The organism is Frankia sp. R43, assembly GCF_001306465.1.
In the GTDB taxonomy this organism is placed as follows: Bacteria; Actinomycetota; Actinomycetes; order Frankiales; family Frankiaceae; genus Parafrankia; species Parafrankia irregularis.
Map to the genome: position 1 here is coordinate 532,255 of NZ_LFCW01000004.1, position 24,998 is coordinate 557,252.

The following is a 24,998-nucleotide window of genomic DNA, read 5'->3' on the forward strand; positions in this document are numbered from 1 at the left end:
CTCGGGCCGCGAAACGGTCAGGCGTTCGGGTCGAAGGCTATTCCTGCCGGCTTCGCCAACGCGAGGTGGTTGTTGAAGTTGCCGTCCTTCAGGCCGAACACCGCGCTGCCCCAGTTGGCCCCGGACAGGGCGTCACGGATGCCGGCCGGGTAACCGTTCCAGCCGACCAGGTCGGGATACTGCCAGGTTTGGTAGGCGTTCTCCGGCGGCTCGTCGCCCGAGTTCGCGGGACGGAAGCAGTGCGTGCTCAGACCGTCCTTGTGGTAGACGATCTTCGGGTGTGTACCGTCCCAGCGGATCTGGCTGCTCGGGTAGATGTTGAAGTTGCCGTGCGCCGAGGTCGAGACATACAGCGCCTGGTTGTTCTGCACCCACACGACGACGTGTTCCCAGTCGTGCCGGTGGCCCCCGACCGTCGCCTGGTCCTTCTCGAAGTAGAGCCCGTAGATGATCGCGCACCAGCCGTTGTTGCACTTGTACCGCGAATAGCCGTTGGTGTTGTCGAGGTCACTCGCGTCGTGACACTGCCCGTTGAGCGCACCCGACGGGTTGAGCCCGCCGTTGAGCACTCCGGTCGGACCGATCGCGGGGGTGGAGTAGCAGCCGTCGGTGTCATAGTCGTAAGCCGGCTGGAAGGTCTGCTCGAAGGAATCGGCATTGGCAGGCAGCGCCGCCGGCGGGGCCGCGAGCGCGACACCACCGAGGAAACCCACCAGCGCGGCGGCGCAGCCGAGGACAAACGTGATCCTCAGCCGCCTTCTCTTTCTCGACACTTCTCCTCCTGGTCGACCGCGGCACGGGTCAGGCGGTCGGGTAGGCGTGCGGCACCCATTCTCTGATCAACCATCAGCCGCCGGAGACGCAAAACATTTCGCCACGATGAAGCGCGGGAGAATATTGGAAGGCCGCAGGTCGGAGCACTGCGGGAGAGCCTCGATCCGCTTTCCCGGCCGGCACGGCATCGAATTCATGGCCAGGCCACCGACACCAGCCGAAGAACACGGGAACGAATCGCGTACGGAAGATTACCGATGAGCTGGCGGAGGCGTCATCGCGGCCGATGCCACGGCCGGGCAGCCGCCGGGCCGGCCACCACGTGACCGTCACCGCATGGGACCGCCCGGCCGCCCGCGGGCGAGCACCGGTGGCCCGGCGCGGCTACCGTGAGGGAACGGGCGATTCCCTTCCCAGCCGGACCGGGTGGAAATCGCGGGAGAAGGCAGGCCGGCATCGCATTTTTGCGCCTTGCTCCGAAAACTGAAATTCGTTCGGTCGAAGGTCACGGACGATGTGGCCAGGTGAGGTGTTGACCGTGTCTCCACGGCAGACCCGCCGACGACGGCGGGTGACGTTGTTTCTGTGCGGCGACGTGATGCTCGGCCGCGGCGTGGACCAGATCCTGCCGCATCCCGGCGACCCGCGCCTTTCAGAGCCGTTGGTCCGTGATGCCCGCACCTATGTGGGAATGGCGGAGGCGGCGAACGGCCCGGTCACCCGTCCGGTCGGCTTCGCCTGGCCCTGGGGCGAGGCGCTGTCCGTGTTCGACGAGGTCCGGCCCGACGTTCGGGTGGTGAACCTCGAAACGAGCATCACCCGGTGCGACGACGCGGACCCGAGCAAGCTGGTCCACTATCGAATGAACCCGGCGAACCTGCCCTGCCTGGCCGCTGCCCGGCCTGACGTGTGCGCACTGGCGAACAACCATGTGCTCGACTTCGGCCGGGCGGGACTCGTCGAGACCCTCGACGCGCTGTCCGCGACCGGGCTGACAGTGGCGGGAGCCGGAGTCCGTCTCGACGAGGCACACCGCCCCGCCGCGGTGGGGATCGGCGCGGGCCGGCGGGTGGTGGTCTTCTCCTTCGGCACGCCCTCCAGCGGCGTTCCGCCGACGTGGGCCGCGACAGCGGCCCGGCCCGGTGTCGACGTCGTCCCCGACTTTTCCGAGGCCGCCGCGGCCGAGGTCACCGCCCGCGTCCGGCGGGTGAAACACCCCACCGACCTCGTGGTCGCGTCCATCCACTGGGGATCCAACTGGGGCTACGGTGTGAGTGACGAGCAGATCGCCTTCGCGCACCGGCTGATCGACGGCGGTGTGGACATCGTGCACGGGCATTCGTCGCACCATCCGCGTCCGGTCGAGGTGTACCGGGACAGGCTCGTCCTCTACGGCTGCGGCGACTTCGTCAACGACTACGAGGGCATCACGGGTTACGAGCAGTACCGGGACGATCTGCGGCTGGCCTATTTCGTCTCCTTCGACGTCGACGCGGGCGACGCGGGCCTGGCAGGGCTGCGGATTGTTCCCCTGCGTGCGCGGCGGATGCGCCTGGAGTACGCGGAGCACGCGGATACCGTCTGGCTTCGTACGCTCCTCGAACGGATCAGCGGCGGCTTCGGCACCCGGTTCGCGGGGCCACCGCGAGACCCCCTGATCGACCGGCTCGAACTGCGGCTGCGGACATCGCCACCGGAACTCCGACCGTGAACCAGACGGGCCCGAGCCCGGAAGCCGAACAGCGGTGCCGGGCCGGTCCGGGTCGGCCGGTCCGGGTCGGCCGGTCCGGGTCGGCCGGTCCGGGGTCGGTCAGTCCGGGGTGGGCAGCCGGGCGGTCACGAGGGTGGTGAGCTTGCCCGTCCCGGCATCGATGATCTCCACGTCGGCGAAACCGCCGTGGAGATGGGCGGTGGCGCGCGCCGGCCCGGTGGAGATCGGGCGCAGGTAGCGGACGTTCAGGGAGAGCAGGTCCGCCGGCTCGTCGAGCAGCGACAGCACCGCCTCCTCGGCGGCGAAGGCCACCAGGCCGCCCTGGATCGCGCCCGAGGAGTTCAGTCCGTCCAGCCGGCGCGGCATCTCGATCTCGCCGGGCTTGGTGACCGTGCGGCCGACACGGTCGGCGAGCGGCTCGGTCAGCACGGTGCTGGCCGGGCTCAGTTTCGGGAATCCGGCCGGGAAGACGTGCGCCGGGTTCGGTGAGACGACGAACGACGCGTACGACAGCGCCGCCAGCTCCCCGGTGCGACCGTCGAAGAAGCGGGTCTCGCACACCGTCACGGTCTGGCCGATCTTGATCGCGGTGGCCACGGCCTCCACCCGGTCACCGACCCGCGGCGTGCGACGGACCTGCACCTCCAGCTCCAGCGTGACCGAGATGCGTGGGTACCTCGCCTGCGCGGCCACCGCGCCGGCCAGGACGTCCGCCCAGGTCGCGAGCACGGACGTCCGCAGCAGCGAGGTTCCCGGCAGGCACACCTCGGGCCTGACCTCCGCCTGGCCGCGCCGCGTCGTGCCCTCACCGGACGTCTGCATGCCGAGCTCTGCGACGATGTGGCGCCGCGGCCCGGCGTCCGTCCCGGTGCCGGCCTCGTCGGGCGCCGGGTCAGCGGGCCCTGCGGGCGCAGTCGATGTCATGGCGATTCCCCCGCAGGCCGTGAAAGGCGGCCGATCGACAGCCGCTTGCTCCGCCCACCGTCGCACCCGCCGCTGCTCACCCGCAAGCGACCCTTCGGTGGGCGACCGGGCCCCGCAGGCGGGACCGACCGCGAGAAGGTGCCCACGCGGCCCGGCAACACGGCCAAACGGCACAACAAATCTTGACATTCAGCAGTGCCAGCAATGGCACCGATAAGTGTCGGGGGCTAGCGTGGGTGAATGACCGTGACTGAACGGCCGCTCGCCGAGGCCAAGCGGCAGGCCGCGCTTGACCACGTGCTCACGGCTGCCCGGCGCTTCGTCATCGAGAACAGTCTCGACGCGACGATGGACCAGCTGGCCGAGGCCTCCGGCGTCAGCCGCCGCACCCTGTTCCGTCTCTTCGGCACCCGCGAGAAGCTCATCGCCAGCGGCTTCCGCACGGCGATGGACGCCTACCTGCGGGAGCTGCCCGTATACGAGGGGGGCACCGAGCACTGGCTGCGAGCGACCTGCGAGGCGGCCCACCGGATGAACGACTCGATCGGCCCCGGCTACTGGGAGCTGGCGTCGCGGTCCGAACTGCCGCCGGACCTCGCGGCCGTGCAGGCCGACCTGCTCCACCAGTGGCACTCCCGGATCAGCGAGATCACCCAGACGCTCTGGCAGGCGAGCGGCGGCGACCAGGATCCGCCCGCGAAGCTGGTCACGACCGTCAGCGCCCATCTCAGCTCGCATTTCACGGCTGCTGTCGTCACCGACGCCCGGCGGGACTGGCAGACCGCGAGCGCGCTGGCCTACGAGGCCATCCTCACCACGCTCCGCCAGCTCACCGCCTGACGCCGGCCCACCGCTCGACGCCGGCTCACCGCCTGATCATGCGGCAGGTGACAGGTAACCAGACACCGGTTCGGCGCGTGGCCGGGATTCCCGGTATATCCGTGGTAGCGGACCGCGCCCGGCCGCTGTGCATCGACCAGGAGTGACGAGGAGAAAATGAGCGAGGAAACCGAACGTTTCGAGGTGACGCGCCAGATCGCCGCATCACCCGCGCAGGTCTTCTCCGTGCTGTGCGATCCGCGGGGGCATGTCGCGATCGACAGCTCGGGCATGCTGCAGTCGGCGGACGGCGACCCGGTGGCGGGGGTCGGCGACCACTTCGTCGTCCACATGGACCGGGAATCCCTCAACGACTATCCGCTCGGAAAGTACGACGTCACGGTGACGATCACCCGGTTCGAGCGGGACGCCCTGATCGAATGGACGATCAGCGGGCTGATCGATCCGCCGATTCGCCACCTCTACGGCTACCGGCTGGCTCCCAGCGAAATCGGGACGGCGGTGACCTCCTACTACGACTGGAGCCAGATCGACGACGCCTACCGGGGAGCCGGCATCTTTCCGGTCATCCCGGAGGCGGCGCTGCGCGCGACCCTGGGCATTCTGGCGCGCACGGTGGAGAGCCGTCCGCAGTCGGCGGGCTGACCCGCACCCGGACGGCTCTCCACTTCGTCGTCAGCGCAGCACCCTCATCGCCAGCTCAGCCTGACAACGCCCCGGCAGCCCGGCCCGCTCACCGGCTGGGCTCCGGCTCGGGGGCCCCGAAGTAGGCCTGTTCGAGGCGCCCCGAGTCCCCGGCCAGCTCCGCCGCCGGGCCGCTGAGCACGACCTCGCCCCGGCGCAGGACGGCCGCCTGGGTCGCGACGCCGAGCGCGAGGTCGACATGCTGCTCGACGAGCAGCACCGCGCAGCCGTGCTCGTCGGCGATCCGCTGGACGGTCCGGAACAGGGCCGCGACGACCAGCGGCGCCAGACCCATGCTGAGCTCGTCCACGAGCAGGACCTTCGGCTGCTGGATCAACGCCCGCGCCAGTGCCAGCATCTGCTGCTCGCCGCCGGAAAGCGCCCCCGCCGGGATGCTCCAGCGTTTCTCGAGGTCCGGGAAGATCTCCAGCATCGCCCTCGGTTCGGGCCCGCCGCGGCGTGCCGCGACGCGGAGGTTCTCCTCGACGGTGAGCGTGTTGAACAGGCATCGGTTGTCCGGGACGAGCACGACACCGGCCGCGTTGGCGACGTTCGGCCGCCCACCGCGCAGCGGCCTGCCGTCGAGGCTGACCGTGCCGCCCTTGACCGGCAGCAGGCCGGCCAGGGTCAGCAGCAGCGTCGTCTTGCCGGCACCGTTCGGCCCGAGCAGGGCGAGCACGGAGCCCGCGTCCACGGTGAGGTCGATGTCGCGGAACACGGTGGTCGCGCCGCGGCCACCGGCAAGCCCGGAACAGCTGAGCATCGTGGTCACCGCCCCACCGCCGCGGCCTCGGCCTCCGCCGGCCCGGCAGGCCCGGCAGGCCCGCCCGCTCCGTCCGCGCCGTCTGCCGCGGCTGGCCCGGCTGTGGTCGACGCGACGGACGCGTCCCGTGCGTCCCGTGCGTCCCGTGCGTCCGGTGCGTCCGAGTCGTGGACGGTGCCGAGGTAGGCGTCGGCGACGGCCCGGTCGGCGCGGATCGCCGCCGGGTCGCCCTCGGCGATGACCTTCCCGAAGTCGAGCACGTAGATGTGGTCGCAGACGCCGAGCACCAGGGCCACGTCGTGGTCGACGAGGAGCACGCCGACACCGGTCCGGGCGATGGAGCGGACCTTCGCGCCGAGCCAGGCCGACTCGGTCGTGTCGAGGCCGGCGGCCGGCTCGTCGAGCAGCAGGACCTCGGGCTGCGCCGCGCAGGCCCGGGCGATCGACACGAGCTGTCGTTCACCGTGGCTGAGCTCGCCGGCCGGGCGCTGCGCCCGGTCCGTGAGGCCGACCAGGGCGAGCGCGTCCGCCAGGGCGCGATGGCGCCGATCACCGCGGACGCCGTACAGGGCGGCGCTGACGTTCTCGGCGACGGTCAGGTCGTCGTGGAGCTCCAGGGACTGGAAGGTGCGTCCGAGGCCCTGATGGATCCTGCGATGGGTCGGCTCGGTATCGAGGCGCGCCTCACCCAGTCGGACGGTTCCGGTGGCCCGGGTGAAGCCGGTGATGGCGTCGATGACGCTGGTCTTGCCCGCGCCGTTGGGGCCGATCAGTCCGACGATCTTCCCCGGTTCGACGCGCATCGAGACGTCCGACACCGCCGTCATCCCGCCGTAGCGGACGGTCAGGCCGTCGACGAGCAGCGGCCGTGTGTCCCGGCGGACCGCTGTCTCCGGCTCCGCGGTTGTCTCCGGCTCCGCAGTTGTCGTCGAAGTGGTCTCCTCGGACGCCGGAGATGTCACGGACGCAGCCGGCGTCCCCGGCGTCACAGCCATCTGCGCCGTCGGCGGGCTGCCGTCCGGCCGGCGCCGGGCGCGGCGTTCGGCGAGACGGTCGGCGAGGTCGTGGCCGCCGCTGGCGACGCCTTCGGGGTGACCGATGAGGACGGCGATCACGGCCAGCCCGGACAGCACGGAGAACCAGTCCCCGACGTGCACCCACCGGTCGAACGCGATGAAGACGATGCCCGTCCCGGCGGTGATGCCCGCGGTGATCCCGCCGTAGACCGACGTGACACCGGCCAGGTAGGCGGTGGCCAGCAGGGTCAGGCCGCCGATCGCGGTGAACGAGTCGTAGGTGACGACGCCGCGGCGGTAGGCCAGCAGCGCACCGCCGAGACCGGCGATGAAGGAGGCCAGCGCGAAGCTGATCACCTTGATCCGCACCACGTTCACGCCGATTCCCGCCGCGGAGCGCTCGTTGGCACGCACGGCGAGCATGGCCGAGCCGAGCGCGCTCATCCGCAGCCTGGCCACGCCCCAGCAGACCGCCACCAGCACGGCCAGGCACAGCAGGCCGAACTCGATCCGTGGGAAGGCCTTCCCACTGCCGATCCCGAGGTCGAGGCCGAACAGCGACGGCTGGGTGACCCGGGCGCCCTCGGCGTCGACGATGTCGGTGTTGCGGAACCAGACGGCCTCCATCGCGTAGGCCAGTGCGAGCGTGACGATGCCCAGGGTCAGCCCGCGCAGCCGCAGCGCCGGCAGCCCGATGACGACGCCGAGCCCCGCCGCGAACAGGGCCGCGAGCAACGGCGCGAACGGGAACGGCACATGCCAGCTCTGGGTCAGCCCGGACAGCGTGAACGCGGCGGCGCCGGCGAGTGCCAGCTGGGCGAGGGAGACCTGCCCGGCGTAGCCGGTCACCACGACCAGTGACAGGCCGATGATCGCGGCGATGAAGGTGCCGATCACCGCGGCCCGCCAGGTGCCGTCGGTCGCCAGCAGCGCGACCACCGCGATCGCGGTGCCGACCACGGTGGGCATGGTCAGCGAGCGTGGCCGTGGTGCCCGGCCGAGCGACTGGCGGACGAGCCCGCCGCGGATCGGCATCGCCCGGCCGGTGGCCAGCAACGCCACCATGATCACGATCAGTGGCACCAGCTCCGAGGAGCCGGTCCTCGGCAGCCAGGAGTGGTCGCCGGCCAGACTGGTCGCCTCGGACTGCAGCATCCCCACCGCCAGCCCGGCGGCCACCGTGGGCAGCAGGTTCTGGAAGCCGCCGACCACGGCCGCCGCCAGTGCCGGCACGACGAACAGGGTGTACGTGCTCGGTGCCAGCGGGCTCAGCGGGGCGATCAGGATCCCGGCGGCGCCGGCGACCACACCGCTGATCATCCAGTTGTACAGTGCCAGCTGGTCCGGCTTCACCCCGCTGACGAACGCACCGGTCTGCGACTCGGCGGCGGCCCTGGTCAGCAGGCCGAACCGGGTGAAGCGAAAGGCAGCCCACAGGACGACGGCGAGCGCCACCACCGTCACCGCGAGGTACAGCCGGTCGGACAGGATCAGCAGCGACCCGATCTCCCACCGCTCGGACGGGAAGATGTTGCCCACCGACACCGGCGCGGTGCCGACCCGGATCGCGAGCAGCGACTGGAGGACCACCAGGACGCCGAGCGAGGCCACCGCCCGGGCCAGCGGCGGTGCCTCCCGCAGCGGCCGGAACACCAGCACGTAGAGCACCGCGCCCAGCAGCCCGCCGATGAGCAGCGCGATCACCAGCGCCGGGGCCAGCCCCAGCGGCCCGCCCAGTTCGGCGTACGTCGGCAGGCCGGGCAGCAGCACCAGCAGCTGCCCGTCCCGCAGGGCCGCGTACGAGTAGGCGACGTAGGACGCCACCGCCCCGGTCGCGAAGTTGATGACCCCGGAGCTGCGGTAGGTGAGGACCAGCGCCAGGGCGAGCGCCGCGTACACCCCTCCGTTGCCGAGCCCGAGCAGCAGTGAACCGAGATGATCCATGGCGATCTCCTGATCGGCGTCCTGGGCGCGGGTCGGCTCAGCTCTCGATCGGCGTGGCGTTGACGGACCTGTACTCGGTGGCGTTGCCCGAGCCGTCCAGCGTCGTGGTCAACCAGCCGCGCACGCACACCGCGGGCAGCGAGGGGAAGGCCTTGCTGTTGCACCGGAACTTCAGGCCGCCGCCAGCGGGCAGCTCCGTCTCCGGCATCGCCCGGATGGCCTTGATGATCGACTCGCCGGTGATGTCGCCGGTGACACCGTCGGCCGCGGCCTCGAACGCGGCGACCTCCATGAACATGTTCATCCCGGCGATGCGTCCGGTGTCGATGCCCTTGCCGTAGGTCGTCGCGACCGTGTTGTACAGCTGGGTGGACGGGTTGTCGGCTCCGATCGGCGCCATCGCCGGGACGACCGCGCCCTCGAGGAAGTCGCCCGGCACGGCCTTACGGGTCTTGTCGGACATGCAGTTGGAGATCGGGGTGATGGCTCCGTCGTAGGCGACCGCACGCAGGCCGTTCAGCGCCGCGATGCAGAAGGCGTCGTTCCCGACGATCTGCACGAGCCCGGGCTTGCCGTCGGCGACGCCCTGCATCTGGGGTGTCATGTCGGCGGTTCCCGGCGGGACCGGGACGGACTCCAACTCGATGCCCACGGCGTTGAACTTCGGTTCGGACGCGCGCAGGACGACCATCGTGGACGGCACGTCGATGGCGACGATCGTCACCTTCTTCACGCCCTGGCTCTTCGCCAGCTGGACGAGCGCGTTGATCGTGTAGGACGTGTCGGTTAGCGCGAACGTCGACTCGGTGTCCTTGAGCGGCGCTCCGGCCGCGTAGGCGAGCATCACCGGCATGCGGGCCTCGTGCAGGGGCTCCCAGATGGCCTCGGCGACGGACGAGGAGCCGACCAGCACGGCGGCGACGTCCTCCTCGACCATCCGGTTCGCGCAGTCGGTGCCCTTGGCCGGGTCGGCCAGCGCGTCGCACTCGACGAGCTCGATCGGCCGGCCGGCGAGCCCGCCTCGGTGCTCGTTGAGGTACTTCACGGTCGCGTTGGCGACGGCGCCTTCGATGGACAGGTCGGAGACGGGGCCCTTGCCGTCGGAGATGAGCCCGATGCGCACCGGTGCGCCGGAGGCCGGATCCACCGGCCCGAGTAACCCGGCGGCGGTGCTGCTGCCGGCGGTGTCGGCAGCGGCGGGCTTGTCGCTGTCGCCGCCGCCGCAGCCGGCGACCAGCAGCAGCGTCAGGGCCGACAGGGCCGCGACGGCCCCCCGTGCGTGGACCCCACGGCTTCGGCGCCGCCGACGCGGGCTCGGTTCGGACGGGTGCTGGGTTCGCTGCATGGTCGCCACTCCACTGTCGGTCGAATTGCGCGCAGTCGGTCGAGATGCGCAGGGTCGGTCGGGACGTCGGGACGTCGGGATGCACTCGGCCCACGCATCGACACCGGCGTCGACACAGCCGCGTGGCCGGCCTCGGATCTCCAGAAGACCCAGGTCAGCGACATCGAACGTCGTCCCCGCCGCCTGGGAGACCGATCGTGACAGCGGGTTTCATCAAAGTCAATATCGAGTTCGATATTGACTTTTTGCCCATGAGCAATCCAGGGATGCGACGGACCCCGGTCGTTCACCCCAGGCCGTTCACGCCGGGCGGGTCACGCCGGGCGGGTCACGCCGGGCGGGTCACCCCCGCCCGGCGACAGCCCTGCCCGGCGCAGCCCCGAGCCCGGCGGGTGATCAGCCAGGCTTCTCCATGTCGACGAACTCGACGGGACCGTAACCGTCGAAGGCCTCGGAATGCCGACCCGTCTCGACGAAACCGGCGCGCCGGTACACGCGGACGGCACGTTCGTTGAAGGCCGCGACGTGGAGCACGACGCGGCGCCGGCCGTGGATGGGCTCGGCGAACGCCAGCCCAGCACGGACGAACCGCTCGCCAAGCCCGCGACCGGTGAGGTCCGGCCGCAGGCCGAGCCCATAGAACAACGCGTCGCCGCACGGCTCGAAGAAGTAGAAGCCGGCGAGGCCTCCCCGCTCCTCGCGCACGGCGAAGAACAGCTCCGGATTCTTCACCGACAGTCCGTCGCTGTCATAGAAGTCGTAGGGCGGGTCATAACGCCAGGCATCGCGTTCACGGAACATGGCATCGTCCGCCGGTTCTATCCTCACCGATCCCACCCGTCCTGAACGCGATTCGGTCCCATCCAGCAGCGTAGGTCGCGCGGATGCGCGGCGGCCGGCCGCCGCGCATCCGGGGAACACCGGCCCGGGCGCGCCTGCGGGCGCGACGCGACGACCGTCCGGTGACGTTCACGCAGGCTCAGGGCAAGGTCAGCTCGCGGGCGTTGTCCACCATGATTCGCCGCTGCGCCTGCGGAGAGAACCCGGCCAGTCCGGCGAGGAAGTCCCTGGGCTCGCGCAGGCCCTCGGCATGCGGCCAGTCCGAGCCGAACAGGATCCGCTCGACCGGAAGGTGGGCGGCCAGATCCTCGACCCGGTCCTCCACGAACGGAGCGACCCAGCAGTGCTCGATGAACTGGTCGACCGGCGAGGTGCGGAACGTACCGGGGTGCTGCGCGGCGAGCAGTTCCAGCCCGTGCAGCAGCGGGCCCACCCAGGTTCCGCCGCTTTCGATGAAGGCGAAGCGAAGCCCGGGATGGCGCTCGAAAAGCCCATGGGTGACCAGTGCCGCGGCGAAGTCGTGCACGAGACGGTGCTTCATCAGCATCTGCACGAACGGCTCGCTCACGGTGAGCGCGTTGGTGTCCCCGGTTCGCTCGGCGGCCCGGTAGCCCCAGGCCCGCGCGACGGCCATCTCCACCTCGCGATAGCCCTCGTCATAGCCGAGGTGCGGCGCTACGACGATGCCCGCCTCCTGCACCCGGGCCCAGAACGGATCGAAGACGGGATCCGCCGGCGAGATCGTGCCGTCCGGGGTGAACGCCGGGCCGTTGCGAATGCTGACCACCCGCGCGCCGCGTTCCAGCGCCCATTCCAGCTCGGCGACGGCGCCATCCGGATCGGACAGCGACAGGAAGGGCGCGCCGAAGATCCGGTTCGTGTATGCGAAGCCCCAGTCGTCGTCAACCCAGCGGTTGAAGGCGCGCAGCACCTCCAGCGCACCCTCGATGTCCGGCTGCATCGGCCCCTCGATGCACACGGCGTGCGACGGGAACATCCAGACCGCCTCGACGCCCTGGGCGTCCATGCAGGCCAGCCTGGCGTCACGGTCGAACCACTCCGGATGCTCGGCCGGCACCTCGCAGGAAAGCTCGTGGCCGATCGAGCCCTTGTCCGAACGCCCGCTGAAGTAGTCGAACAACGCGCCCGGGCGCGGCCGAGGATGCGCGTCTCCCGGGCCGGGCAGGATGGGGTGCACGCGATCACCGAGAAAATAGCGTGGGATGCCGTCGACCTCGACCACACGTAGGCCACGGTCGGCGAACCGCGGGTCGCGGTGGCGGGTGAAGGCGTCGCTCGACTCCCAGTAGTGGTTGTCGGCGTCGAAAACCGTGTCGATACCCGATGAGCCGGTGCCAGCTGGCATGACTGTCATCCCGCTTTCAGTCCGTGCCGTGACGGAGCAGCCGGCCCGGTGTTTCCTGGGTGCATTCACCGTCGACGAACGTCGTCTTTCCGTTGACGATGATCCGGTCGTAGCCGACGGCCTTCTGGATGAGGCGCCATTCGCCGGCCGGGTAGTCCCACACCCGCTCGGCGGGCAGGCTGTCCACGGTCTGCGGGTCGTAGACGATCACGTCCGCCGGCGCCCCCTCGGCGAGGAAGCCCCGGCCCTTCAGCCCGGCGGCGGCGGCCGGGTAGGCGGACAGCCGCCAGTGCGCCTGCTCCAGCGACATGATCCCGTGCTCGCGCACCCACAGACCGAGCAGCTCGCTGGGGTAGCGCGCGGTGGTGACGAACTTCGTGTGCGCGCCGCCGTCGCTGACGCCGGGCAGCGCGACCGGCGCGTTGGCGATCTCCCGCATGGACTCGGGCGGCGTCTCCAGCAGCGGCGTCGCGAACCCGACCCGCAGCTCACCGGCGACGGCGACGTCGAGCATGGCGTCGATCGGGTGCTTGCCCTCCCGGGTGGCGATCTCGCCGACGGTGTAGCCCTCGTAGGTGTCCTTGAGGTAGCGGGCACGGGTGACGTCGCTGGAGATCCAGTGCACCTTGATGTCGTCGAGCGGGTAGCCGGCGCCGAACAGGCCGCCCCGCTGCTCGTGGACCTCCTTCATCGCCGCGCGGCGGACCGGGTCGGCCAGCTTGGCCCGCTTCTCCTCGACCGTGCCGAGCAGCGCCTCCTTCCAGCAGGGGATGGCGTCGGCGAGGTTGTACTCCTCGAACGTGAACTCGGAGGCGAAGTTGGTGGTCAGGGCCTGCGCGAAGACGCGCACACCCTCGTCCTCGTTGAGCTCGGCGAGGCGCTTCAGCGCGTCCCGGTGCGTGATCATCTGGCCGCCGTGCTGGTTGAGGGCACCGTCGGCGAGCAACGCGTTCCAGATGATCGGCCGACCGCTCTCGCGGGCCATGAAGGCCGCCGTCTCCAGCGGGGAGGTGACCTGGGCGACGCCGCGGCCCAGCGAGCCCAGCGCCTGGCAGAACGCGCGAATGTCCCGCTCGCTCATCAGGTCGGTGACCATCGGCGTGCCGTCGTAGTCGAGCTGGACGTTGCCGACGTCGCCGAGGATCTGGGCGCTCAGGCCGCAGGCGCCGGCCTCCATCGCCTGGACGAGCAGCGCGCACATGCGGGCCAGCTCCTCGTCGGTCACCGTCCGGGACTTGGCCTCGTCCAGGCCGACGACGTAGCCGTAGAGCGGCGACAGCGGCACGAACGACATCACGTTCACGCCCTTGGGCGTGCGGTCGATGCTGTCGAGGAACTCGGGGAAGGTCTCCCAGTCCCACGGCATCCCGACCCGCATCGTCTCCATCGGGACGGCCTCGTTGCGCGACAGGCTCAGCATCGCCCGCTCGCGGTCGGCCGGCCTGCAGGGCGCGAACCCGAAGCCGCAGTTGCCGATCACGACGCTCGTCACGCCGTGCCAGCCGGACATCGTGCACCACGGGTCCCAGAAGACCTGGCTGTCGTAGTGGGTGTGCAGGTCGACGAACCCGGGCGCCACGACCTTGCCGGACGCGTCGACGACCTCGGCACCGTCCGACGCGCTCACCCGGCCGATCTGCACGACCTGGCCGCCCCTGATGGCGACATCAGCCCGGTAACGCGGGGTCTGCAGGCCGTCGATGACGGTCCCGCCCTTGATCACAAGATCGTATAAGGACATTGCCTCAGCGCCTCCCTCGGATGCGATCTCGCCCGGGCCGAGCCGGAGGCAACACCAACCCGCTGCCACCTTCCGTGACACCCGACACAATGGGCATCGAGGAGTGTCGTATGTGGCACTCATCAGTGTCAATACTGGCGCGGATGGTGGCGCTATGGTCGCGGACGAACGCGCGCCAGCAGGACCGTGGGAACGATGCCGGCGAACGCGAGCCCGGCGGTCACCCACCACGCGTTCCGGAAGACCCCCAGCGGCACGCCCGCGCCCGCCGACGACCCACCGATCACGGCGATGACGACGGCCACTCCCAGCACGAAACCGATCTGGCGGATCATGTTGACGACGGCGGACCCGGTCGCGAACGCCTGCGGAGGCAGCGACGCGGCCGCGGCGGCCATCAGGGTCGGCAGCGTCAGGCCGACGCCGACCCCGGTGAGGATCATGCCTCCCAGCATGCCGGAGACGTAGTTCGGCTCAACGGTGATCGCCAGCGCCCACCAGGCCAGTCCCGCGCCGAACACGGCGCTGCCGGCAGCCATGACGACCGCCGGCCCGTAGCGCGCGATCAGGGCACCGGCGACACCGAAGGACACCAGCGGGACCATCAGCGGCCCCGGGGCGATCGCCAGGCCGGCGCGCAGCGCCGACCAGCCCCAGTACCCCTGCACCCAGAGCACGATCGACAGCAGCATCCCGGCGAAGGACGCCGAGAACAGAACCGCCACCGCCGATGCACCGGTGAAGGCTCGATTCGTGAACAGTGCCGGCGCGACCAGCGGGTTCCGGCTCGCCGCGCAGTGCGCCGCGAACAGCGCCACCAGCACCGCGCCGCCGAGCAGGGTGGCGAGCAGCGGCGGCGACGACCAGCCCCAGTCTCCGCCGCGCACGAGCCCGGCGGTCAGCAGCCCCACTCCCCCCGTCGCCAGCAGCACGCCGAGCGCGTCGGGGCGTTCCGTCGGCTGGCCGGCCAGGTGCGGAAGCCTGCGGTAGCCGACCGCGAGGGCCGCGACGCCGATCGGGATGTTCACCAGGAACGTCCAGCGCCAGCTCGCGGCGACGAGCAGGCCGCCGACCACCGGGCCGACCGCCGCCGCCATGCCGCCGATGGCGGTCCAGGCGCGCACCGCGCCCTGGCGGCGCTCGGCGGAATGGGCCGCGAGCACCAGGCCCAGCGAGGTCGGGGTGACCAGCGCGGCGCCGACGGCCTGCAGCAGCCGGAAACCGATCAGCATCGCGACGCTGGTGGCCGCGGCGCAGGCGGCGGAGGCCACCGTGAACACCGCGACGCCGAGCAGGAAACCGAGGTCGCGCCGGTACCGGTCGGCGAGGCGGCCGAAGAAGACCAGCAGCGCCGCGTAGACCACGGCGTACCCGTTCAGCACCCAGGACAGCGTGCCGAGGTCCCGTTCACCGAGGTCGCGGGCGATCTGCGGCAGGGCCACATTGACCACGAACAGGTCGAGGTTCACCAGGACCACGCCGGCGCACACGATCAGCAGCACCTCGAGCCCGGACGCCGCGGCGCCCCGGCGAGGAGCGATCCGGCCCGGCGACGCGCCGCGCCGCCGCCCCACCATGAGTTCTGTCATAGGACTCACCGTAGGGGTTTGCAGTTCTATCAAGCAACCCACTAGCGTGAGGACATGGAGCGCAAGAGCTTCGCCGACATGCACTGCTCCGTCGCGCAGTGCCTCGAGGTCATCGGCGAGTGGTGGACGATGCTGATCGTCCGGGACGCCTTCCTCGGCGTGACCCGCTTCGACGAGTTCCAACGGCGGCTCGGGATCTCCCGCAACGTGCTCAACCAACGCCTCGCGGGGCTCGTCGAGGCAGGGGTGCTGGCCCGGGTGCCCTACCAGGACCATCCGGTGCGGTACGACTACCGGCTGACCGACAAGGGCCGCGCGCTGTGGCCCGTCCTGACCGCCATGCGGGAGTGGGGCGACCGCTACGCCGCACCCGACGGCCCGCCACTGCAGCTGCGGCACACCGGCTGCGGGGAGATCATGCACACCGCCCTGACCTGCTCACAGTGCGGGGAGCCGGTCGGCCTGCGGGATGTTCGCGCGATCGCCGGCCCCGGCGACCACGACGGCATCATTGCCTCGACCCGCCGCGCCACGGCCGGTACCGAAACGGCGGCGAGCCCGGTCACCGACCGATAAGATCAGGAGCCAGGTCGCGTCGGCCGGAGGGTCCGGGCGCGAGGTCACCGCAGCCTTCAGAGCAGCCTTCAGAACTCAGCTTTCAGGACGCAGCCTTCAGGAGCGCATGGCGTGCCCGACACGGATCTGATGCTGGTGCGGCACGGCGAGGCGCACTGCAACATCGCCTGGATCGCCGGCGGCGACCTGGGCTGCACCGGCCTGACACAGCGCGGCCACGCCCAGGCGGCGGACCTCGCCAGGGCCCTGCGGCCCCTGCACGACGACCGCCCCATCGACGTTCTCTACGCATCACCCCGGTTGCGGGTCCGGGAGACCGCGCAGGCCGTCAGCGACGAGCTCACACTGCCGGTGCGGATCGAGCCACGGCTGGCGGGGCCCGATCACGGCGAGGCGGACGGCCGACCGTGGGCCGACATCATCGCCGAGTTCGGCGGCCATCCCTCCGACCGGCCCGAGGAACCCTTCGCCCCGGGGTCGGAGAGCTGGAGCCAGTTCCTTGCCCGGGCCGGCGGTTGCCTGCAGGAGATGGTCAGCCGGCACGAGGGCCAGCGCGTCCTCGTCATCGCACACGGCGAGACGGTGGAGGCGGCCCATCGGTTCCGCCTGGGTATCCCGTCAGGCGTGCGCATGCCGTTCGGATTCTCCGTCGCTCACGCCTCGCTGACCTGGTGGTCCCTTCGGTGGTCCTCGGCCGGGGACACCAGGTGGTCGCTCGTTCTGCACGGAGCTGTCAGCGGCTTCCACCTGATCCGTCCCAGCAGGGAGCTCCGCAGCTGAGCGCCGGCGGGTACTCGGCCCTCGGCCAGGTCAGGGCACCCAGGGCTGGCCGACGGCGACGACCCGGCCCGCCTCGTCGAGCCGCAGGAGCATCAGGTTGGACGGCCGTTCGGCGACGAACGTCCGCAGGTCGGCGAGCGTGCCGTCCCGGTACATCTCGGGTTGCACAACCAGGGTGACCTTGACGGTCGATGCCACCGGGTACTGGCGCCGGCCCGCGTCCACCGGCTCGACGCGGTAACCGTCGAGGCACTCCTCCAGCTGGTTGGGCTGCGGTGTGCAGTGGATGTAGGCCAACCGGTCGAGAGTCAGCGTGGCACCACCGGCGGCGTCGGTGCCGGAGACAGCCGTCACGCTGCCGAAATCGTGCGCCGTACCGAAGCCGGGCAACGGCGGGTAGGCCGTGGTCGGCAGTGGTGACGGCGGAAAAGCCTGCGGCGACGGCGTTGGCGCCGCCTCGCCGGTCGCGTTCGCGCCGGGCGTGTTCGACACCGTCGCGCGGGAGTCCGGCGCGGTTTCCCGGTCGGATTCCCCGGAGCATCCCGCGAAGGCGACACACGCGACTACCGCCAGGCCAAGCCTGCTGGACAGACCAAGAAATCCCCGACCACTCACAGTGACGACCCTAGCGACCACCACGGGATGGATGCCGGATTTGCACGCCTTCTGTCCGCTTCTCGACAACACGCCGGCGCCCTGGCCGGTGTTCCCAGGGCCTCGGCTCGGCTGGTTCCCCGCACCGCGCTGCGGCGGGACGGGGAACCAGTGGCTCTGCCGAGTGCCCGTGATCGCCGGTCAGGTACAGCGCTCCACCAGCTGCCGGGTGCTCGTCGTCACCTCCGTGAGCAGGGCTGGTTCGTAGGTTCCGGCGTCCACCCGCAGCCGAAGGAAACCGACCGCTGTGGTGACCCGCTCCAGATCGCGGGCGTACTCCCCCGCGGCCCCGATCTGGTTGTAGAGCTTCTCCTGGGACGGGACGAGGTCGCGGGCGAGCGTCGCGACCCCGTCCGCGGCGCCGGGCGCCGACCGGGTGAGCCGCAGCGTCTCGATCAGGTCCGGAGCCAGGTCCCGGCAGACGCCGGCGGCGAACGCACCGGCCTCGGGCAGCGGCGGTGGGCCGTCATCCGAGCAGGCCGTCGTTCCGGCGACGACGACGCCGAGAGCGAGGGCGGCGGCGAGTAAGGATGCGTGGCCGCCGCGCAGGGTTGCGCGCATGTCGTCGCCGCCCGTCAGCTCGAGCCCGAGGTGGGCAGGCCGACATAGGGGAACCAGCCCCGGAAGCGCACGTCGGGCCCGTCGACACCGTCACCGAGGCCGGTGACCGCGGCCGGCGGCTTCGGCAGCAGGGCGCCTTCCACGGCCTGCAGCGAGATGTCGACGACGTCGTCACCGAGCCGGCGGCCGTTCGGGTAGCCGGCCGTGTCACCGCCGAGGACGCCAAGCCGGTTCGGTGTCGCGGTCGGCGGGATGGACATGTTCAGCCGCAGCTGTTCCGACGGTGCGATCTTCGCCCGGTCGGCATCGGCGTTCAGCGCGTGAGCGTTCAGGTCGACACCGAGGTTGTCCTTGCTGACACCGGTCAGGAAGACCGCGACCAGATCCTTGCGCGGCGTCGGTGGCGCGGGGATCTTGTAGATCGCCTGGATGAGCTTCGGCAGCTCGGGGTCGGTGACGAACTTCAGGAACTGGGCGTCGCGGGCCGGGGTGGAGGCGTTGAACCGGTCCTTCTGCCCCAGCGGCACGACCACCTCGTTGACCAGCGGCGCGCCGAGCCGCGAGACCTGCGACCAGCCGCCGAAGGACAGCTGCTGGCCGGAGCCGTCGGTCGGCCCGTACAAGGCGGCGCTGCGCCGCTGGGTGCTGCTCCACACCCCGATCACCGGGTTCCGCGCCGGGTCGCCCCTGAGCGCGAGATCGGCCTTCGGCACCTGCAGCACGATCGAGTTCACGTTGAACCCGGCGAGGCTGTCCTGGCCGACCTCGGAGAGATCGCCCCCGTACAGCAGGTCGAACACCCTCAGGTCCAGGAAGAACGGGTCGTCGGCCTGCCCGGCGAACGTCTTGCCGCCGCCCGGTATCTGGGTGAGCGACGCCGTGCGCAGCGCGAGGTAGTCCGGCATCGACGCGTTGCCGACGTACGACGGCGCGACCGGCACCTTGTCGGCGACCACCGTGGACTTCCCGTCGCTGATCCGTTCCAGTCGGTAGGTCTGGCGGAAGTTCAGGTCCGGGTCGTCGAGGGAGGTCACCGGCCCGGTGTTGTAGAGGAACGTGTTCTGGTTGCGGTAGCTGCTGGCGAAGGTCCAGCGGTAGGTGATGTCGGGCTTCGCGTCACCGTTGTTGTCGATGTTGATGTCGTACCGGGCGTCGGTGGAGAACGGGTAGAAGTTCGGCCCGCCAGCCGGTTCCTGGAAGGGCAGCCAGTTGGCGACGAGCGTCACCGTGTTCGGGTCGTCGGGGCTGACGAAGGCGTAGGTGTCGGTGTTGTCGACCGCCGGGTCGCCGCTGATCAGCGGGGCCTCCCGGTGGCTCGACGCCTCGGCGGCGATCGGTGGGACCACCAGCGCGGCGGCCGTGGCGCCGACGACGAGCGCGGCCACGCCGACGACGCCACCGCGCCGCCGGAACAGCCGCGCCCGCCGCGGATGGCGGACACCTGCGCCGGCGCGGGCAGCCTTCTGCCTGCTCATGCTTCCCCCCTGGGGGATCGCGGGACCGGTCCTGAGCGCCGGTCCGATCAACGCCGGTGGTTCGGCGGTGAAGACCGCGCGGATCGTGTCGGCTACCCGACGTTTTTGGTCGCCGCCCGCACCGGTCCGCGGGCCTGACGGCGCCGAACCGCTGCTGGACGCCTGGCTGTACCGCCGGGCGCCTGGACGGCGGACGCGGACGCGGGGAGGACGGCCATGTGGTGGTGGCGCGGAACAAGGGCTGCGAAAAGGGCGGGGCCGAGCAGGGCGTTGACGCTCACCGGCGTGGTCTGTGCGGTCGTCCTGACGGCGGTCGTCCTGACGGCGGGGGCCCTGACAGCGATCGACGGGACGGCGGGCGCCCAGGCGGGCGAAGGCACCGGCTCCGCACCGCCGAATCCCCGAGCAGCCGGGGCACCCGGGACAGCCCGAGCGGTGACAGGTGCGCAGGACGCCTCCGTCGCACGCCTGCAGGACCGGCTGGGCCGGGTGCCCGGCGACTGGCCGGCCTGGGCCGAGCTCGGCCTCGCCTACGTCGAGCTGGCCCGACGCACCGGCGACCCGACGTCCTACCCGCGGGCCGAGAGCGCCTTCGCCCGCTCGCTGGCACTGCGGCCCGAGGGCAACGACACCGCGCTCACCGGGCGGGCCGCGCTCGCCGCCGCGCGTCACGACTTCCCCGGCGCGCTGCGCGCGGCGGACGCCGCCATCGCCGTCAATCCGTTCAACGCGACAGCTCACGGGGTGCGGTTCGACGCCCTCGTCGAGCTCGGGCGCTACCCCGAGGCCTGGCCGGCGGCACAGACCGCGGTCGATCTGCGTCCCGATGTGGCCTCGCTGGCCCGGGTCGCCTACGCGTACGAGCTGCGCGGGCAGCCGGAGCCCGCGGCGGAGACGCTGCGGCGGGTCATCGCCGACGCGACATCCCCCGCCGACGCCGCGTTCGCCTACTTCCACCTCGGAGAGCTGTCCCGCAACCGCGGCGATCTCGACGGCGCGGCCGACGCCTACCGGCGCGGGCTCGTCCAGGACCCGTCGTCGGTGCAGCTCCTCGTCGGCCGTGCCCGGGTCGCGGCCGCCCGCGGTGAGATCGAGACCGCGCTGGCCGACTACCGCGTCGCCACCACCCGCAGCCCGCAGCCGTGGATCGTCGCCGAGCACGGCGAGCTACTCGAAGCGGTCGGCCGGATGGACGAGGCGCGCCGCCAGTACGACCTGGTGCGCTCGACCGCGGCGCTGCTTCGCGCCCAGGGCGTCGAGGTGGACGTCGAGCTGGCGCTGTTCGAGGCCGACCACGGCGAGCCGGCCACCGCGTGGACGGCGCTGGCGCCACCGGCCCCCAGCACCGGGCCCGACACGGGGCTTGGCACGACGCCGCGACGGGCCGGTGTGTTCGTCGACGACGCCCGCGGCTGGGTGCTGCACCGGCTCGGGCGGGACGACGAGGCCCTGGCCAGCGCGGACTCGGCGCTCGGACTCGGCCTGCGTCGGGCGCTGTTCCTCTACCACCGTGGCGTCGTGTGGGCGGCGCTCGGGCGGACCGACGCCGCGATCAGCGACCTGCGCACGGCGCTGGAGACCGACCCGCATTTCTCGCCGCTGCACGTGCCCCGGGCACGCGCCCTGCTCACCTCCCTCGAAGGCGGCACCCGATGACCCGCGCCGAGGCCCCGACCCGGACCTGGATCCGTCCCCATCCCCATCCCCATCCCCGTTCCCGGACCCGGACCCAGACCCGGGCCTGGACCTGGACCTGGCCGCGCCGGGCGGCCGCCCTCGCCACGGCTGTGGTCGCGCTGGTGCTGGCGGGCGGCGGCGCCGCGTCCGCGCATCCGCTGGGCAACTTCACGGTCAACAGCGCCAGTGTGCTGCGGGTCGGCGTCGAGACGGTCCACGTCGACGTGATCGTCGACTTCGCCGAGATCCCGACCGCGCAGCTGCGGCCCGATGTGGACGCACTGGGCCCCGCACGCTGGCAGGAGGCCGAATGCGCCCGGACGTCCAGGCAGACCAGGCTCGTGCTGGACAGCCAGGTCACCCCGCTCGTCGGCGCCGGCGGCTCGGTGACGTTCCCGCCCGGGTCCGGCGGGCTGACGACGATGCGACTGGTCTGCCGGTTCTCCGCCCAGACCGGTGGTCCGGTAGGCGCGGTGCAGTACCGGCTGGCCGCCTACACCGACCGGATCGGGTGGCGGGAGACGGTCGCCGTCGGGGACGGCACGACGCTGCTCGGCTCGGACGTACCCGACCGCTCGCCCACCGATCTGCTCACCCGATACCCGGACGATCCTCTGCGCGGGCCGTCGGACGTCACCAGCGCCACGCTGACCGTGCGTCCCGGCGGGCCCGCGGCAACGGACCCGCTGACGGGCCCCGCGGCCGGAGCCGGTGCGGCCGGAACCGGTGCGGCCGGAACCGGTGCGGCCGAACAGGCCCAGCGGGCACAGGGCGGGGATGGCCTCACGGGCTGGGTCGACGGCCTGGTCAGGCGGGATTCGCTCACTGTCGGGGTGGGCCTGCTCGCCCTGCTCTCCGCATTCGTCCTGGGCACCGCCCATGCGTTCGCCCCGGGGCACGGCAAGACGGTCATGGCGGCCCGGATCATCGGAGGCTCGGTGACCGGGCGGCAGCTGGCCGCCACCGCGACGGCGGTGACGCTCACCCACACCTGCGGTGTGCTGATCCTCGCGATCGTGCTGTCGGCGTCGAGTGGCTTCGCTCCGGAGCGGATATATCCCTGGCTCGGCGTCGCGAGCGGCCTGCTGATAGCCGGGATCGGCGCGAGCCTGCTGCGATCGAGGCTCGCCGGCGCATCCGGGCTGCTCAGCCCGTCGGTGGCGGGTCTGGACCTCCAGGCCCTGGCCCCCGCCCACACCCACCATCGCCACAGCCACAGCCACAGCGGTGCGAACGGACACGGGCACACGCACGGACACGGACACACGCACACGCACGGGCATGGGCACGGGCACACGCACGGGCACGGGCACGGGGGGCGCTGGCATACACATCCACATCCGGCGGCCGACGGGTCACAGCTGCGGAGCCTGCTCGCCGCCGGATTCGCCGGCGGGATGGTGCCGACGCCGTCGGCGATCGTCGTACTGCTCGGTGCGGTCGCGCTGGGACGGGCGTGGTTCGGGCTCCTGCTCGTCCTCGCCTACGGCGCGGGCATGGCGCTGACCCTGATCGGGGCGGGTTTCCTGCTCGACCGCACGCTCGTCCCCCTGCTGCACCGGGTGCGCGCCGCGGCCCCGGGGCTTGCCGCGGGCCTGTACTGGGCGCCGGTGGTGAGCGCGGCACTGATCGTCGTCGTCGGCGCGACAGTGGCCCTGCGCGCCGGCGTCCAGGTCATCTCGTGACCAGAGGGTACGGCGAGCGACGAGATCGGGCGAGCGGGACCGGATGATGCGGAGTGTGTGCGCTACCATGCCCATCGTGCACAGCCCGGACAGGGCGGCCGACCGGCCGCACAGGGGCTCGGCGCCCACGCCCACTCGCCACTCCGACCACGACATCGTCGACCTGCACGGTCGGGTGGTCTCCGGTGATCCGGCCGCGCTCGCCGAGGTGCACCAGCGGCATGCCCACTACCTGCTCGCGGTCGCCGTACGGGTGACCGGTGACGCCGACGCCGCCCGAGACGTCCTGCAGGAGGTGCTGGTCACCTTCTGGCAGCATCCGCTCCGGTTCGATCCGAACCGGGGTGAGCTGCGCACCTGGCTTTCCGTGCTGGCACACCGGCGGGCCGTCGACTGGGTGCGCCGGGAGTCCTCTCGGCGCACCACCGAACGGGTCGCCCGTGGCCTCGTCCAGCACGTCGACGAGGCCGTGCCCGGCGACGACCTGCTCGCTCGCGAGGACACGGACGCGGTGCGGGCCGCCGTGGCCGCGCTGCCACCGAAACAGCGTGAGGTCGTGGAGCTGGCGTACTACACAGAGCTGACCTACCGTGACATCGCGACCAAGCTCGCGATCCCCGAGGGAACCGCGAAGTCGCGGATGCGCGCCGCTCTCGCCACCCTCGCCCGTACCCTCGCCCATCAGGGAGTAGCACCGTGACGATCGAACCGCCGGTCGCGCGGACGTCCGACACCTGTGTGGGTGAGCTGTTGGGCGCCTACCTGCTGGGCAGCTGCACCCCGGCCGAGGCCGACGCCGTCGAGAAGCACCTCGGCAGCTGCACCGCCTGCTCCACCGACGCCGCGGCCCTCCTCCCGGGAGCCCCGCAGCCTCCGGTACAGCAGGCCCCGGTTCAGCAGGCCCCGGTACGGCAGAGCACGGTACGACCGGCCCCGGCACGGCGGGCCCCGGCACCGCGGGCCCCGGGGCTGCCGGGCGCGTCGGAGGGCCACCTCGCCCCGCCGGCCGACGGCCCCGGCTCGCTCACCGCCATCCTCACCGCGGCACTCGCGGTCCGCCCGGCCGCGCCCGGGGCCCGCCGGGCGGCGCCGGGTGCGCGTATGCCGGGAACGGCCGCGGCATCGCCGCGGCACCGGCCGGGGCTGGCAGGCGCCGCGGGCGTCCCCTGCTATGGCAACCGGGTCGGCGCGCTGGACCGGCTGCTGATCGAGCTCGAGGCGAAGCACTGGCACCTGCCCACCGCGTGCGGATGGTCGGTCCGTGAGCTCGTCCTGCACCTCTACGCCGTCGACGGCCTGCTGCTGCCCGCCCTCATCTCCGCTGGCGCCCGACCCGCCCCCACCGGGGCACACGACGCCGCAGGCGGCAGGGACGAACAGGTCGAGGACGCAAACGCGCAGGACGTGCAGGAGGATGCCCTGACCCGGACCGGCATCGTCCTGGACGCCGCTCGGGACTGGCCGGTCGAGGAGGTGCGGCGACGCTGGTACGAGCAGGCGGAACAGCTCTGCGCCGCCGCCGAACGGGCCGAACGGAGCCAGGCACCCCTCACCGTGACGGTCGATGGCTGGACGGCCGCGCCCGGCGATCATCTGACCTCCCGCGCGTTCGAGACGTGGATTCACACGCGGGACATCGCCACGGCTGCGGGAATCACGGTGCCGAACCCCGGCGCGGACGACCTGCACGCGATGGCCGATCTCGCCCTGCGTCTGCTGTCCGTGCCCTGGGCAGCCGCGACAGCCGCAGCGACCGCGCCCCCGCCGGAAGGGACGCTCACGGTGACGTTGACGGGGTCAGGCGGTGGCACCTGGTCACTCGGGCCGGACGGCGCACAGGTACACCCGGCCCGATCCGATCCGCGCGCGGTACCAGCCGATCCGCGCCCGGCCTCGGGCATCCTGACCGTCGAGATCGTCGAGTTCTGCCTGCTCGTCGGCGATCGCAGGCCCGCGAGCGCGGTCACCGCCCGGGTCGAGGGCGACGAGCGGCTCGCCGCCGGCCTGCTCGCGCTGGCTCCCAGCCTCGCCCGCCCCTGATCCGGGCCGCCTC

Annotated in this window: 21 protein-coding genes; 9 read left to right on the forward strand and 12 right to left on the reverse strand. The window is 71.7% G+C overall.

All coding sequences use genetic code 11. The features are described 5' to 3' along the window. Window positions 1-17: 17 nt before the first annotated feature. Window positions 18-773, reverse strand: a complete 756-nt coding sequence (locus ACG83_RS19575; protein WP_054567649.1) for an NPP1 family protein — start codon at window positions 771-773, stop codon at window positions 18-20. 515 nt (window positions 774-1,288) lie between these two features. Here ACG83_RS19575 and ACG83_RS19580 point away from each other — a divergent pair. Beyond that, a complete protein-coding gene (locus tag ACG83_RS19580; RefSeq protein WP_083473379.1) occupies window positions 1,289-2,485 on the forward strand; it encodes a CapA family protein in 1,197 nt (398 codons plus the stop codon). Between the two features lie 99 nt (window positions 2,486-2,584). Here the strand turns inward: ACG83_RS19580 and ACG83_RS19585 are convergent, their stop codons facing one another. Beyond that, complete coding sequence (locus tag ACG83_RS19585; protein WP_054567650.1) at window positions 2,585-3,409, reverse strand: hotdog domain-containing protein; 825 nt, start codon at window positions 3,407-3,409, stop codon at window positions 2,585-2,587. 240 nt (window positions 3,410-3,649) lie between these two features. Here ACG83_RS19585 and ACG83_RS19590 point away from each other — a divergent pair, with 240 nt between their 5' ends. After that, window positions 3,650-4,249, forward strand: a complete 600-nt coding sequence (locus ACG83_RS19590; protein ID WP_054567651.1) for a TetR/AcrR family transcriptional regulator — start codon at window positions 3,650-3,652, stop codon at window positions 4,247-4,249. Between the two features lie 156 nt (window positions 4,250-4,405). Continuing rightward, entirely contained in the window at window positions 4,406-4,894 is a 489-nt protein-coding gene (locus tag ACG83_RS19595; RefSeq protein WP_054567652.1) for an SRPBCC family protein, read from the forward strand. Window positions 4,895-4,982: 88 nt separating this feature from the next. On the opposite strand, the gene ACG83_RS19600 is transcribed toward ACG83_RS19595, so the two are convergent. From ACG83_RS19600 to ACG83_RS19630, 7 genes are all read right to left on the reverse strand, one after another. Further along, the gene (locus ACG83_RS19600) at window positions 4,983-5,696 is read right to left on the reverse strand and encodes an ABC transporter ATP-binding protein (RefSeq protein WP_054567923.1); all 714 of its coding nucleotides are present in this window, start codon (window positions 5,694-5,696) and stop codon (window positions 4,983-4,985) included. A gap of 5 nt (window positions 5,697-5,701) precedes the next feature. Further along, window positions 5,702-8,656 carry a branched-chain amino acid ABC transporter permease/ATP-binding protein gene (locus ACG83_RS19605; protein ID WP_054567653.1) on the reverse strand — a complete coding sequence of 985 codons (2,955 nt, stop codon included), beginning with the start codon at window positions 8,654-8,656 and terminating at the stop codon, window positions 5,702-5,704. A 37-nt stretch (window positions 8,657-8,693) separates the two neighbouring features. Beyond that, entirely contained in the window at window positions 8,694-10,001 is a 1,308-nt protein-coding gene (locus ACG83_RS19610; RefSeq protein ID WP_054567654.1) for an ABC transporter substrate-binding protein, read from the reverse strand. Between the two features lie 396 nt (window positions 10,002-10,397). Next, a complete protein-coding gene (locus ACG83_RS19615; protein WP_054567924.1) occupies window positions 10,398-10,829 on the reverse strand; it encodes a GNAT family N-acetyltransferase in 432 nt (143 codons plus the stop codon). Between the two features lie 151 nt (window positions 10,830-10,980). Next, window positions 10,981-12,207, reverse strand: a complete 1,227-nt coding sequence (locus ACG83_RS19620; RefSeq protein WP_054567655.1) for an amidohydrolase family protein — start codon at window positions 12,205-12,207, stop codon at window positions 10,981-10,983. 16 nt (window positions 12,208-12,223) lie between these two features. Next, window positions 12,224-13,948 carry an amidohydrolase family protein gene (locus ACG83_RS19625; RefSeq protein ID WP_054567656.1) on the reverse strand — a complete coding sequence of 575 codons (1,725 nt, stop codon included), beginning with the start codon at window positions 13,946-13,948 and terminating at the stop codon, window positions 12,224-12,226. Window positions 13,949-14,100: 152 nt separating this feature from the next. After that, complete coding sequence (locus ACG83_RS19630; protein ID WP_054567657.1) at window positions 14,101-15,537, reverse strand: MFS transporter; 1,437 nt, start codon at window positions 15,535-15,537, stop codon at window positions 14,101-14,103. Between the two features lie 54 nt (window positions 15,538-15,591). Here ACG83_RS19630 and ACG83_RS19635 point away from each other — a divergent pair, with 54 nt between their 5' ends. Both ACG83_RS19635 and ACG83_RS19640 read left to right on the forward strand, forming a co-directional pair. Next, a complete protein-coding gene (locus ACG83_RS19635) occupies window positions 15,592-16,113 on the forward strand; it encodes a helix-turn-helix domain-containing protein (RefSeq protein WP_054567658.1) in 522 nt (173 codons plus the stop codon). Between the two features lie 111 nt (window positions 16,114-16,224). Then, a complete protein-coding gene (locus ACG83_RS19640; protein WP_083473380.1) occupies window positions 16,225-16,893 on the forward strand; it encodes a histidine phosphatase family protein in 669 nt (222 codons plus the stop codon). Window positions 16,894-16,923: 30 nt separating this feature from the next. On the opposite strand, the gene ACG83_RS19645 is transcribed toward ACG83_RS19640, so the two are convergent. The 3 genes from ACG83_RS19645 to ACG83_RS19655 form a co-directional block, all read right to left on the reverse strand. After that, entirely contained in the window at window positions 16,924-17,385 is a 462-nt protein-coding gene (locus ACG83_RS19645; RefSeq protein ID WP_235498025.1) for a hypothetical protein, read from the reverse strand. Between the two features lie 303 nt (window positions 17,386-17,688). Then, entirely contained in the window at window positions 17,689-18,108 is a 420-nt protein-coding gene (locus ACG83_RS19650) for a hypothetical protein (protein ID WP_054567660.1), read from the reverse strand. Window positions 18,109-18,122: 14 nt separating this feature from the next. Next, window positions 18,123-19,583, reverse strand: a complete 1,461-nt coding sequence (locus tag ACG83_RS19655) for a DUF4331 domain-containing protein (RefSeq protein ID WP_054567661.1) — start codon at window positions 19,581-19,583, stop codon at window positions 18,123-18,125. A gap of 270 nt (window positions 19,584-19,853) precedes the next feature. Here ACG83_RS19655 and ACG83_RS19660 point away from each other — a divergent pair, with 270 nt between their 5' ends. The 4 genes from ACG83_RS19660 to ACG83_RS19675 all read left to right on the forward strand — a co-directional run bounded on the left by ACG83_RS19660 (window position 19,854) and on the right by ACG83_RS19675 (window position 24,985). Continuing rightward, a complete protein-coding gene (locus tag ACG83_RS19660) occupies window positions 19,854-21,239 on the forward strand; it encodes a lipopolysaccharide assembly protein LapB (RefSeq protein WP_235498026.1) in 1,386 nt (461 codons plus the stop codon). Then, entirely contained in the window at window positions 21,236-22,945 is a 1,710-nt protein-coding gene (locus ACG83_RS19665) for a high frequency lysogenization protein HflD (protein WP_054567663.1), read from the forward strand. The genes ACG83_RS19660 and ACG83_RS19665 overlap by 4 nt, the downstream gene beginning before the upstream one ends. 67 nt (window positions 22,946-23,012) lie before the next feature. Then, window positions 23,013-23,645, forward strand: a complete 633-nt coding sequence (locus tag ACG83_RS19670) for an RNA polymerase sigma factor (RefSeq protein ID WP_235498027.1) — start codon at window positions 23,013-23,015, stop codon at window positions 23,643-23,645. After that, the gene (locus tag ACG83_RS19675; RefSeq protein ID WP_054567664.1) at window positions 23,642-24,985 is read left to right on the forward strand and encodes a maleylpyruvate isomerase N-terminal domain-containing protein; all 1,344 of its coding nucleotides are present in this window, start codon (window positions 23,642-23,644) and stop codon (window positions 24,983-24,985) included. Before ACG83_RS19670 ends, ACG83_RS19675 begins: the two co-directional genes overlap by 4 nt. The last annotated feature ends 13 nt before the right edge of the window (window positions 24,986-24,998 follow it).

What these genes read in the sequence shown, in the direction of transcription:
- ACG83_RS19635 (WP_054567658.1), top strand. Translation starts at nt 15,592, where the DNA reads ATGGAGCGCAAGAGCTTCGCCGACATGCACTGCTCCGTCGCGCAGTGC.
- ACG83_RS19620 (WP_054567655.1), bottom strand. Translation starts at nt 12,207, where the DNA reads ATGCCAGCTGGCACCGGCTCATCGGGTATCGACACGGTTTTCGACGCC.
- ACG83_RS19665 (WP_054567663.1), top strand. Translation starts at nt 21,236, where the DNA reads ATGACCCGCGCCGAGGCCCCGACCCGGACCTGGATCCGTCCCCATCCC.
- ACG83_RS19590 (WP_054567651.1), top strand. Translation starts at nt 3,650, where the DNA reads ATGACCGTGACTGAACGGCCGCTCGCCGAGGCCAAGCGGCAGGCCGCG.
- ACG83_RS19630 (WP_054567657.1), bottom strand. Translation starts at nt 15,537, where the DNA reads ATGACAGAACTCATGGTGGGGCGGCGGCGCGGCGCGTCGCCGGGCCGG.
- ACG83_RS19670 (WP_235498027.1), top strand. Translation starts at nt 23,013, where the DNA reads ATGCCCATCGTGCACAGCCCGGACAGGGCGGCCGACCGGCCGCACAGG.
- ACG83_RS19605 (WP_054567653.1), bottom strand. Translation starts at nt 8,656, where the DNA reads ATGGATCATCTCGGTTCACTGCTGCTCGGGCTCGGCAACGGAGGGGTG.
- ACG83_RS19650 (WP_054567660.1), bottom strand. Translation starts at nt 18,108, where the DNA reads ATGCGCGCAACCCTGCGCGGCGGCCACGCATCCTTACTCGCCGCCGCC.
- ACG83_RS19625 (WP_054567656.1), bottom strand. Translation starts at nt 13,948, where the DNA reads ATGTCCTTATACGATCTTGTGATCAAGGGCGGGACCGTCATCGACGGC.
- ACG83_RS19585 (WP_054567650.1), bottom strand. Translation starts at nt 3,409, where the DNA reads ATGACATCGACTGCGCCCGCAGGGCCCGCTGACCCGGCGCCCGACGAG.
- ACG83_RS19600 (WP_054567923.1), bottom strand. Translation starts at nt 5,696, where the DNA reads ATGCTCAGCTGTTCCGGGCTTGCCGGTGGCCGCGGCGCGACCACCGTG.
- ACG83_RS19655 (WP_054567661.1), bottom strand. Translation starts at nt 19,583, where the DNA reads ATGAGCAGGCAGAAGGCTGCCCGCGCCGGCGCAGGTGTCCGCCATCCG.
- ACG83_RS19580 (WP_083473379.1), top strand. Translation starts at nt 1,289, where the DNA reads ATGTGGCCAGGTGAGGTGTTGACCGTGTCTCCACGGCAGACCCGCCGA.
- ACG83_RS19610 (WP_054567654.1), bottom strand. Translation starts at nt 10,001, where the DNA reads ATGCAGCGAACCCAGCACCCGTCCGAACCGAGCCCGCGTCGGCGGCGC.
- ACG83_RS19595 (WP_054567652.1), top strand. Translation starts at nt 4,406, where the DNA reads ATGAGCGAGGAAACCGAACGTTTCGAGGTGACGCGCCAGATCGCCGCA.